The sequence below is a fragment of the Dietzia sp. NCCP-2495 genome, assembly GCF_026011735.1.
Classification (GTDB): Bacteria; Actinomycetota; Actinomycetes; order Mycobacteriales; family Mycobacteriaceae; genus Dietzia.
The window spans coordinates 156576-166301 of sequence record NZ_BRVN01000002.1 but is presented as its reverse complement, the minus strand read 5'-3'; the positions used below and the strand labels follow the sequence as shown (position 1 = coordinate 166301).

Here is a 9726-nt window from a genome sequence, read left to right as displayed (position 1 = left end):
CCCTTACCGGACCGACCGGGTGTCGGTCTCGTGAGGAAAGGATGTCGCACCTCGTCGTCGTCGCCCCCGGTCTACGCCGCGCCGCGCGGCGTCCCTGTGGACAGGGACGCCGGGTGTGGAAATCGGGACGACGACGACACCACGCCCGCGCACTCAGGGCCGGCGGTCCCCCTCGGCCATCTGGGCGAGCATCTCGTTATAGGCCTTGAGCTCGGCATCGTCGTCGCGATCGGCCTGCCGCTCGCCGCGCCGCGCCTCGCGCATATCGCTGCTGTACCACTGGAAGCCCAGCGCCACCATGACGATGAACAGAGGGATTTCTCCCATCGCCCACGCGACGCCGCCGCCGACACGCTGACTCTGCAGGAGATCCGGGATCCACGGCAGTCCGATCCCCGAGTACCAGCCCTCGGCCAGGACCGTCGGGTAGTTCATGAGCAGGATGCCGAAGAACGCGTGGAACGGCAGGGACCCGAGCAGCACCATCAGCCGGTACATCGGCGTGAACTGCCGCGGCGCCGCGTCGACTCCGATGATCACCCAGTAGAAGAGGTACCCGGAGATCAGGAAGTGGACGTTCATGAACATGTGACCCAGGTGCTCCGAGGCGAGGGTCTCGTAGAAGCCGCCGAAGTAGACGACGTAGAAGCCGGCCACGAACTGGATCGTCGCCACGATCGGATGCGTGAGAAACCGGGACAGCGGATTGTTGATGAACTCGACGATCCACTCGCGCGGCCCCGGCGGGTTGCCGCGACCGGCGGCCGGGAGGGCCCGCAGCGCCAGGGTCAGCGGCCCGCCGAGGGCAAGCATGACCGGCGCGAGCATCGAGATGATCATGTGGCCGATCATGTGGCTCGCGAAGTCGGCCATCATGTACATCCCCATGCCAGACGAGGTGGTGAGGAACACCATCACGCAGCCGAGGACCCAGAACACCGTGTAGCCCACCGGCCACGAATCGCCCCGGCGGCGCAGGTGGAACACGCCCCACAGGTACAGCCCCAGCAGGATCACCGAGGCCAGTCCGAGGATCAGGTCGAAGCGCCACAGCCCGAATACGGTCCCGAACGAGAACGGGCCGGGCAGTTCGAACCCGAGCAGCGCCTCCTGGCGGGTGGGTACGTACAGCGGCGCCGGCGGCGGGGTGCGGCCGAGCGAGACCGACAGGCCGATCGTGCCCGCCATGACCACCGACTCCAGCACGGCGATCCGCAGCAGGCTCGCCCTGTCGACGGGCGCGTTGGCACCGGTGGATTCGATATTGGCGATCACGCGGCGCCTCATCGCGAGACCGAAGATCGCGAGCAGGATGAGCAGCAGCGCCTTGGCCACCACGAGCAGACCGTAGGTCGAGGAGAACAGGTCCGCCGGGTGCAGGCGCACGATCGCGTTGATCAGGCCGGTGAAGGCCAGGGCGGCGATGGCGACCGTCGCGACCACCGAGAAGCGGCGCAGCGCCAACGCCACCCGGGCGCCCCCGCGCAGCGTGTGGATGAGTACCGCGACCAGCCCTCCGACGTAGAACGCGGCACTGAACAGGTGGATGATCAGCGAGTTGGTGGCCAGATCATGCGCCGTGCTTCCGGAGGCGTGGCCGGTCGCGGCGACGGGCAGCAGCGAGGCGACGGTCACCGCCAGCCAGATGACCGACCACCGCCAGCTCAGGGTGAGGCGCTGCCCGATCGCGGCGACGAGCGCGATCACGAACGTCCAGCGCCACGAGGAGGCCACATCGATCTGGTTGATCGCCACGAACCACTGGTCCGGCGGCAACGACTCAAAGAACGTCCGGCCCGAGACGTCGGAGAGGGTCAGCGGGATGAGCAGCGCCGCGGCCACCGCCCACGCGATGTTCACCCGGGACGAGATCTGCTGCATGCGGTAGCCGTCCACATCGAGCGTCTTGTCCTTCTGCGGCGGCGTGAAGAACGCCGCGAACAGCGCGGTCCCCACCGCCACCGCCGCCAGCAACTCGCCGATCGCGCGGAGCGCGGGCAGGCCGGCTGTCGTCACCGGGCCCGGGTCCGGAACCCCGACCAGTTCGAGCGCGATGTCGGTGGACATGGCCGACAAGGGAACGACCACCGCCGCGGCGACGGTCGCCAGGAGCAGCACCAGCAGTACGGCACCGCGGGCTCCCAGCCGTCCGAGAAGGGCGGGAGCGGACTTCGACGACGTCATGACCTCCATCGTAGGAAGACCAATGCCCAAGCGACGATTCGCGCCTGCTCGGCTCTCCCCCGGCATCCCGGTCGGTGCCGCCGAGCGATCGGCTACCATTCTTCCGGCGACGCCTGCTGCAGGTGCCGCATGCCTCCGTAGCTCAGTGGATAGAGCATCCGGTTTCTACCCGGCTGGTCAGGGGTTCGAATCCTCTCGGGGGCGCGCAGGTCAGGGCATGTTTTCGGCACGGCGGCTGGTTCTCAACCGGTCGCCGTGCCCACATTTTGCCCACATTCCTTCTGCCGCAGTTCGCCGAGCGCGTCCGCGACGGTGTCCAGGTCGTCGTCGAACAGATGCCCATACCGGTCCAGGGTGAGCGCCGCGGACGCGTGGCCGAGCATCCGCTGCACCACCTTCACGTTCGCCCCCGACCGGATCGCCAACGACGCGCACGTGTGCCGCAGTTCGTGCGGGGTCAGCCCGTCAGGAACGTCCGCTTTGTCGACGGCGGTGTCCCACCAACGGCGGGCGTTGCGGTACCGCAGCACTCCCCCACGGGCCGCGGTGAACACCAGATCGTCCGCCGCCTTGTCTTTGATTGCGAACCGGAGTTGGTCGGCCAGGAACGTCGGGATCGGCACCTCCCGGTGCTCGCGGTTCTTCGTCTCACCCCAGTGCAGGGTGCCGGACACTTCCGTCACCGATCGACGGACAGTGATGCGCCGCTTCTTCGGGCTGATGTCCCGCTTCTGAAGGGCTGCGAGCTCACCCCACCGCAGGCCCGAGTAGGCGAGCGTATTGACCAGGGTCGGCCGCTTAGACACCTGTGCGAGGGACTCGACTTGCGCGGCGGTCAGGTACCGGCGCTCGGTTGCCGCGACTTTCGGCAGTTCCACTCCGTCGCACGGATTGGACTGGATCTGTCGGTCGCGGACGGCGCGGGACATGATCGAGTGGAGGATCGACGCCGCGTTGCGGACGGTTTTCGGCGAGCCGTTGAGCCCGTCGATCCAGTCCTGCACCACACCGGGCGTCACCTTGCCCACCTCGATGGTCCGTAGTGGCTCCAGGTGGAGTTTCACGGTGGTGGTGTACCCGGCGAGGGTCTTGGGGGTGACGCGGCTTTTGGAGGCCAGCCAGGCGTCCGCGACAGCACTCAGGGGGGTCTTGCCGGCTTCGGGTGGAATCCATGTGCCGGAGGCGAGTTCGACGACGTTGTTGGACGCCCACAACTCTGCGGCTTTCTTGGTGGTGAAGCCGCGTTTGTCTGTCTGTCGTCCGCCCGGTTTTCGGTACCGGACGCGCCAGCGTTTACCTGCTTTGGTGTCGTAGGCTTTGATGTTCGCCACGGTGGTTCCTAGTCGAGGTTGGGGGTGCCGACTCGGGGTCGGGCGGGTGTGCGGCTCATGCGGCGTCGTAGCCGTTTGGTCTGGACTGGGTAGGTGGCGAGGACGTCTTCGCGCTGAGCGAGCTGCTGCAGCAGTTGGTAGTAGCGGGTCGGCGACATGTCGAGTTCGTCGCAGATGGCGGACTCCTTCGACCCCGCGAGGCGCCACCATCGGTCCTCGAACTTCATGATCAGGTGCTCGAGGTCGGTCACGCGCTCCCCTCCCTCCGGGCGACTATCTGTTCAATGTAGGCCCGCTCGTCGGGCCGTAGTGCCCGGATGCGGGCGAGGAGGATCGCGCGGTCGACCCACAAGTCCTCGGCCATCCCGTCGTGGGCGTGGCCGTCGTGCCAGACGATCGCGTCGGCGAGGTCGTCCAGGCCGACGAGCCGGCGGGCGGCGATCTCCTCCACGATCAGTTCTTCGCGAGCGGCCAGGTGGGGCGGTGCCGGCCCGCGTTCGAGGTGCACCAGCTCGTGCGCCAGCGTCGACCGCCGCTCGGCTTGGGTCAGTAGCGGGTGGAGGGTGATCGTGTGGCCGTCGACCCTTCCCCTGGCGACGGCCGCGGACCACCTGAGGGTGATGTGGGGCAGGCCACGGAGGATCCGCCACGGATGGTATCGGTGTTCACGCATGGCCGACATAGGACCATACGACTACGACACTCATACCGGCTGAGCTGGGATTACATCGATGTAGTTCTATCGCCGCTTCATCGGCTTGAGCCGGTTATCTCGGACGGTCCCGTTCAAGTCGCGAGACACGTCGTTCACGGCGACGTACGCCCCGTACAGACGCGGCAGGGTGAGAACCACCAGGGCGACAATGTAATAGATCAGGCTGAAAGTGACCCCGGCTAGCAGCGCGTTGATCACCAGATCGGCATATTTTCCGAGGGCTGGTACCGCGGCGTCGACCGCAGTCACCCCAGCGGCCACGAGAGACAGCATGGCGGCAAAGAGGACATGAGCGACGGATTCGTCGATCATGTTCTTCTCCACTCGGTGGCCGATGTCTTCCTCCGAGAACCACTCGGTCAACTTCAGCCTAAGGGAGGACAACTGGGCGAAGACAGTAAGAAGCGATCCTGTCAGCAGCGCGAACGCGGCAAGGCGAAGACTGGGCTCACCGAGGGGCGCTTGGGTGAAGAGCCCCGCCAGGCCCGCAATGGTAGCCCCTGCGAGCAGTACCGACCTTGCGTACCAGTCAGGCACCGGCTCCGAGCCATCCGTCTCCTGTGATAACCCCTTCCAGTGGGCGCTGAACAAGGATTTCACCTGGAATCGTGACACTTCCGCCCACCTCCAGCCTCACCAAGAGTCAACGTCTATTGTTGCACCGATCTCCCGCCGAACCGACAGCACCCGCCGTTTCAGTTCGGCCAGCCAGTCGCTGTCAGACGGGCGGTCGGTCGAGACCGGGTAGGTGAAGACTTCTGGCAAACGCGACGGGCTGACCGCCTCCTTGCCGGATTCCGTATCCAGAACGATAAAGCCGTCGTCGTACGTCAGCCCTCCCAGGCCCTTCCCGATGCTGCTCGCCACCGCCTTCGCGAACTCGGCGTCGGACGCCACTACCAGCTCGTCGTCTGTGGCGTCTGGATCGAGATTGTCTCGCTCGCCTTCTGATTCCTCGGCGTCGCGCATGATCACGCCCTCCGCAAGCTCACGCAGATCAGCCTCGGAGTTGTCGAAGATCGCAGCCTCGATGCGAAAGAGTTCGTCGGATCGGAGGCGGGACTCGGGCGTGCCGCGCCGAATGAGGACGGCGTGGTCCAAGCTGGCGCGCTTGATGTAGCTCCGAAGAAGTTCCGGGTCAGCAGCAGCGAACGCCCGCACCTTGTACCACTCACTCGGGTGCGCAGTGACCTGAGCTCGGTCATACATCCAACGTCGAATCCACTTCGTTACGTACTGGGTAGGGCATGCCCCACCGATGACTTCCACAGCCAAGACACCGACCTTCCCGGTCTCGGGAGGAAGGACTGCCACTCTGTAAGAACGTGTCGGAGCGAGGTCTCCGAGCGGGATGTCTGAGCTACCGCCACCACCGTTGATCGAAACTCCGAGATCCTCATCCTTGTGACGGCCATAGCGGACCTGCATGAGTACTCCTCGGCTACCGAGACCGTCCACCTCGACGACTCGGAAGCAGGGGCGTACGCGTCGATCGTTGTCAGTCAGAGGCGGCTCGGTCGGGGCCCGGGGTGCCCCGAACTCTGTCACGCCGCGGGCTCCATCGAGGACGTCCTTCAGCTCGTCGGCAAAGTCGACAGTCCGGCCCCCAAGCGACAAGCCCCGCCACTCCTGCGGGGTGCGACCGTCGCGCAGGACTGAATCCATGCTGAACAGCCGGAATCCATAACCGGGCATCAGGCACCCTCCCAATCGTCGGGTTCTTGGTTCTCTTCGCCGGCATCCTTGCCCGGGAGGCGGCGGCGTTCACCTTCGCTCATCCCGGGTAGGTCGCGTGCGGCGTGCAGCTGCTCGGGCTCGTACGGCAGGGGTTCCTCGAGCTCCTGCTCCGCTTCGTCCTGCCGGCGGGCTTCTTCGGTGACGCGGTCGAGCATGTCGTCAACGTCCGGGGCTCGCCTGTCATCAAGCCAGGCGATGTCGGCGCCTTTCATGGGGGCTCCGTCAGCCCGAGCTTCTCCATCAGCCGGCGGATTGCTCGGCGGGTCCTGCGTGCCCTGGTCTTCATCGTGAGTGCCCTTCATCTCTCGGAGGAGTGCTAGGAGCATCCGACGCTGCGAGTCCGCTAGGAGCGGGTCTCGGCGGATCGCAGTCTCGACGTCGTTGTCGGCTGCGTTACTGCGGTGGATGCCCATGCTTGCCAGGGCGGCGTCCGCGATGTCCAGGGGCGAGATCCCAAGTCCGGCCGCGAGGGCCTTGATCGCGTCGCCTTTGATCGAGCGGACTGGCTCGAGTCGTAGGCGGGAGATGTTGGACTTGCTGATCGTGTGCCCCCGTTGCCGCGCACGCTCGGCGACTTCTGGATCGCTCCATCCGTTCGCGTCCTCGACCGACTGGATCAGTGCGGCGAGCTGGTGCCTGGGTTGCATGGGCTCTACTTCACTTCCCTCTGTCCGTTCCGTCCAGCGGGGCGGACACCGGCGCTGCGCCCGTCGGCGAAAAACGTGGACACTAACGCGTTGCTGACGGGAACGACTATACGTGCAGGTCAGCCCCTACCTGCGAAAGAACAGGCGTGTCATTACTTGCGGTGTGGACACCAACGTGCGATCCTTTGGACAGGAATGCTGGACACAACGGACAGGAGGACGTACCGTGAGTACTGCCATCAAGGAACGACTTGGGGAGGTGTACATGGAGCTTCTTGACCGCAAGCGGCTCGCCCGCCTGATGGTCATTCAAGGGGTCTCCCAGAGAGAGTTGGCCAAAGCCGCAGGATGGAGCTCCCACTCGTACCTCGGCAGGCTCTTGGCTGGCGAGGTCAAGACCCTGAAGACAGACCCGGCTTTGCGCATAGCGCACAAGCTTCAGGTGGGGGTCGACGATCTTTTTTTGACCAAAGTGGACAGTCCCGCTGTCCACACTGGACAGACCAGTGGCCGATCGGCCGCATAGAAAGACCCCCAGCTGCTCGCAACAGCTGAGGGTCAACGACAAGGAAGGCACTTCAATGTCTGACCACAATGGTACCGGGGATATGAGCCCGGTCCAGCAGGAAGGCGGATCGCCGTTCGACGCGATCTGCCGCACCCGACCAGATGGTTCTGAGTTCTGGTCGGCCCGCGACCTCCAGCCACTGCTCGACTACGACAAGTGGGAGCGGTTCGAGGACGCGATCGAGCGTGCCGTCGTCGCGATGGTGGCGCAGGGCTACTCCCCGACCGATGAAGCTTCCCGGCTCCGGGAACCTTCCGGCCGCACGAATCAGTTGCGCGTCGACTTTCACCTCTCGCGGTTCGCTTGCTACCTCGTCGCAATGAATGGCGATCCTCGCAAGGACGCAGTCGCCGCGGCGCAGGCGTACTTCGCGGTCCGCACCCGTGAAGCGGAAACCCGGACTGAGTTTGATCCGGCGTCTCTGTCGCGGCAGGAGATCTTGCGACTCGCCCTGAACGCGGAGGAAGAACGCCTCGCACTCCAGGCGGAGAACAAGGCGCTCGCCCCGAAGGCTGAGGCGTACGACGACTTCATCGACGCGACCGGCAAGTACAGCGTCGGCGCGGTGGCGAAGATGCTCGGCTCATCCCAGAACAAACTGTTCCGGGATCTGCGAAACGCTGGTGTGTTCATCGCCAAGGGTGCGATGCGGAACACGCCGTATCAGCAGTACATGCGTCACTTCGAGGTGAAGGCGCACGCTTTCGAGCGGTCGAACGGTGAGCAGGGGACGTCGTACACGACTTATGTGCAACCGTCGGGGATCGCATTCATTCAGCGCAAGTTGGGGTTGCTAGCGATTGATCCGCTGCCTTCGTCTGAGTCGGAGGTGGCGTGATGATGCCGTACTCCGAACTGCGTGAGCAGATGATGCGGTCCCTGCAGCGTGCCCGCGCCCTAGCCGGGATCGAGGTCGTCGCTGACCTGTACGAGGCCGAGGTCGACGAGGCGTCCCGGGCGTTGAAGTGGCTGATCCTGCACCCCGACCACGAGACCGGGCACATCCCGGCCGAGGTGATGGAAGAAATCAACAGCCGGTTCGATGCGGCGTTCCCGAAAGCGGTGGCGTCATGAGTCGGGTCGATGTCGCCCAGGCGGCGTTCAAGTTGGTGCTGACCTCGCATGAGGCCGGCGCTTTGGTGAATCGGGACCCGAAGACGGTTGCCGGGTTGTGTGAGCTCGGGGTGATTCGGGCTTCTCGTGATCGGGCTGGTGGTCGGTGGCGTATTCCGCGGTCGTCGATTGATGAGTGGATTGCGTCTGGTCAGCCGATGGCGGTGGCGTGATGTGTAGCAAGCATCTTCGTTCCCCCGCACAGGGTGACTGGGTTGTTGCTCATCGGCTTCATCACTCCCAGCCGGTGCAGGTGCCGTCGGATCGTGGCGAGCGGATCTGGCTGGCCGAGTACTTGGTCGATGTCTACGGGTGGCCTGCGTATCGGGCGGCTGCGGTGCTTGGTCTGCGGACGCTGGATTTGGCGGTGGCGTCGTGACTTCTTTGTTCTTCTCTTCTTCTGAAAGCGGTGTGTCCGTGAAGCGTGCCTTGTTTGTTCTTCCTGTTGCTCTGTTGGCCCTGTCGGCGTGTGAGTCGGCGTCGTCGGTGCCGGTTTCGTCTGGGGATCGGGTGTTGGAGTCGACGACTGTCGCCCCGGTGTCCCCCGCTGTGGTGCCGCCGGCGGATCGTACGGATGCGGTGCTGCAGTCGGTTGCTGCTGGTGAGGGCATCGACATGCCGGACGGTATGGCGTCGCAGTACGCGGACATCATCTGCCAGGGCCTCGATGACGGCCTGTCCCCGATGGCGCTTGTTCGGATCGCAGCAAACGAGTTGACGCAGTGGGATGACGACCAGCACGCGTTTCTGGTCGGTGCGTCGATTGGGGCGAAGTGCCCTGAGTTCTCGTACCTGGTCGGGGGTGCGTGATGACTGCGAAGCCTTCCCCATCGGTGCGGCGCCGGCAGTGGGTTGTTCATGGCTCGAACGGTGCGGAGACAGTGTTCCTCGCCGACTACCACCGCACGACGGAACGTAAGGACGGCCTGGAGCTGCAGTTCCTCAACCGGGACGAACACTTGGATCGTCGTGTGGGGTCTGTTCGGCCTGGTGCGTGGCATTGGGTTGCTGAGGAGTCGGCTCTGGTTGAGGAGGACTCTGATGCGTGATCTGCGGTTTGAGGCGATGTGTGCGCATCCGGCGGGTAAGGGGATCCCTGAGTCGGCGGAGGTTGCGCAGGCGCGGATGGATTCTGAGGCGGTCGCGCTCGCTAACTCGGGTCGCCCGGTGCGTGGTGTGTGGCTGGTGGCGGTGGGTCAGGTCGCCGGGATTGTCGGGTTGTTTCTGCTGGTGATGGTTGTGACGGTGCTGGCTGACGTGGCCGGGGGGTGGCTGCTGTGAGTCGCGACCTATTGAAGGCTCACACTGCTGACCTGATCCGTCCCCGGTGGGAGCAGCACAAGGCCGGTCTTGGCCACCTAGTCACCACCGCGCATGACCCCAACGCGTCCGATGATCAGGCCGAGGCGGCGGCTCTCGCGTTTATCGATG

At 65.0% G+C, this 9726-nt stretch carries 13 protein-coding genes and 1 tRNA gene; 7 read left to right on the top strand and 7 right to left on the bottom strand.

The window, feature by feature from the left end; all coding sequences use genetic code 11:
• Positions 1–153: 153 nt before the first annotated feature.
• Positions 154–2184: a bifunctional copper resistance protein CopD/cytochrome c oxidase assembly protein gene (locus tag OPF83_RS03000; protein ID WP_264885728.1), complete on the bottom strand. Its 2031-nt coding sequence runs from the start codon at positions 2182–2184 to the stop codon at positions 154–156.
• A 131-nt stretch (positions 2185–2315) separates the two neighbouring features.
• Between OPF83_RS03000 and OPF83_RS02995 the strand changes: the two genes are divergently transcribed.
• Positions 2316–2388: transfer RNA gene (locus tag OPF83_RS02995), tRNA-Arg, on the top strand.
• 38 nt (positions 2389–2426) lie between these two features.
• Here OPF83_RS02995 and OPF83_RS02990 read toward each other — a convergent pair.
• The 6 genes from OPF83_RS02990 to OPF83_RS02965 form a co-directional block, all read right to left on the bottom strand.
• Complete coding sequence (locus OPF83_RS02990; protein ID WP_264885727.1) at positions 2427–3515, bottom strand: site-specific integrase; 1089 nt, start codon at positions 3513–3515, stop codon at positions 2427–2429.
• Positions 3516–3523: 8 nt separating this feature from the next.
• Entirely contained in the window at positions 3524–3766 is a 243-nt protein-coding gene (locus tag OPF83_RS02985; protein WP_264885726.1) for a DUF3263 domain-containing protein, read from the bottom strand.
• A complete protein-coding gene (locus tag OPF83_RS02980; protein ID WP_264885725.1) occupies positions 3763–4188 on the bottom strand; it encodes an ImmA/IrrE family metallo-endopeptidase in 426 nt (141 codons plus the stop codon). Before OPF83_RS02980 ends, OPF83_RS02985 begins: the two co-directional genes overlap by 4 nt.
• 66 nt (positions 4189–4254) lie before the next feature.
• A complete protein-coding gene (locus OPF83_RS02975; protein WP_264885724.1) occupies positions 4255–4845 on the bottom strand; it encodes a hypothetical protein in 591 nt (196 codons plus the stop codon).
• A gap of 18 nt (positions 4846–4863) precedes the next feature.
• Complete coding sequence (locus tag OPF83_RS02970) at positions 4864–5895, bottom strand: hypothetical protein (protein ID WP_264885723.1); 1032 nt, start codon at positions 5893–5895, stop codon at positions 4864–4866.
• A gap of 29 nt (positions 5896–5924) precedes the next feature.
• Positions 5925–6614, bottom strand: coding sequence for a hypothetical protein (locus OPF83_RS02965; protein ID WP_264885722.1), 690 nt, complete (start codon positions 6612–6614; stop codon positions 5925–5927).
• 226 nt (positions 6615–6840) lie between these two features.
• Here OPF83_RS02965 and OPF83_RS02960 point away from each other — a divergent pair, with 226 nt between their 5' ends.
• The 6 genes from OPF83_RS02960 to OPF83_RS02940 all read left to right on the top strand — a co-directional run bounded on the left by OPF83_RS02960 (position 6841) and on the right by OPF83_RS02940 (position 9576).
• Positions 6841–7140, top strand: coding sequence for a helix-turn-helix transcriptional regulator (locus OPF83_RS02960; RefSeq protein WP_264885721.1), 300 nt, complete (start codon positions 6841–6843; stop codon positions 7138–7140).
• A gap of 82 nt (positions 7141–7222) precedes the next feature.
• Positions 7223–8020, top strand: a complete 798-nt coding sequence (locus OPF83_RS02955) for a phage antirepressor KilAC domain-containing protein (protein WP_264885720.1) — start codon at positions 7223–7225, stop codon at positions 8018–8020.
• Positions 8020–8256 carry a hypothetical protein gene (locus OPF83_RS02950; RefSeq protein ID WP_264885719.1) on the top strand — a complete coding sequence of 79 codons (237 nt, stop codon included), beginning with the start codon at positions 8020–8022 and terminating at the stop codon, positions 8254–8256. Before OPF83_RS02955 ends, OPF83_RS02950 begins: the two co-directional genes overlap by 1 nt.
• The gene (locus OPF83_RS17450) at positions 8253–8468 is read left to right on the top strand and encodes a helix-turn-helix domain-containing protein (protein ID WP_375546198.1); all 216 of its coding nucleotides are present in this window, start codon (positions 8253–8255) and stop codon (positions 8466–8468) included. The genes OPF83_RS02950 and OPF83_RS17450 overlap by 4 nt, the downstream gene beginning before the upstream one ends.
• A gap of 202 nt (positions 8469–8670) precedes the next feature.
• Positions 8671–9105: a DUF732 domain-containing protein gene (locus OPF83_RS02945; RefSeq protein ID WP_264885718.1), complete on the top strand. Its 435-nt coding sequence runs from the start codon at positions 8671–8673 to the stop codon at positions 9103–9105.
• Positions 9106–9336: 231 nt separating this feature from the next.
• Complete coding sequence (locus OPF83_RS02940; RefSeq protein ID WP_264885717.1) at positions 9337–9576, top strand: hypothetical protein; 240 nt, start codon at positions 9337–9339, stop codon at positions 9574–9576.
• The last annotated feature ends 150 nt before the right edge of the window (positions 9577–9726 follow it).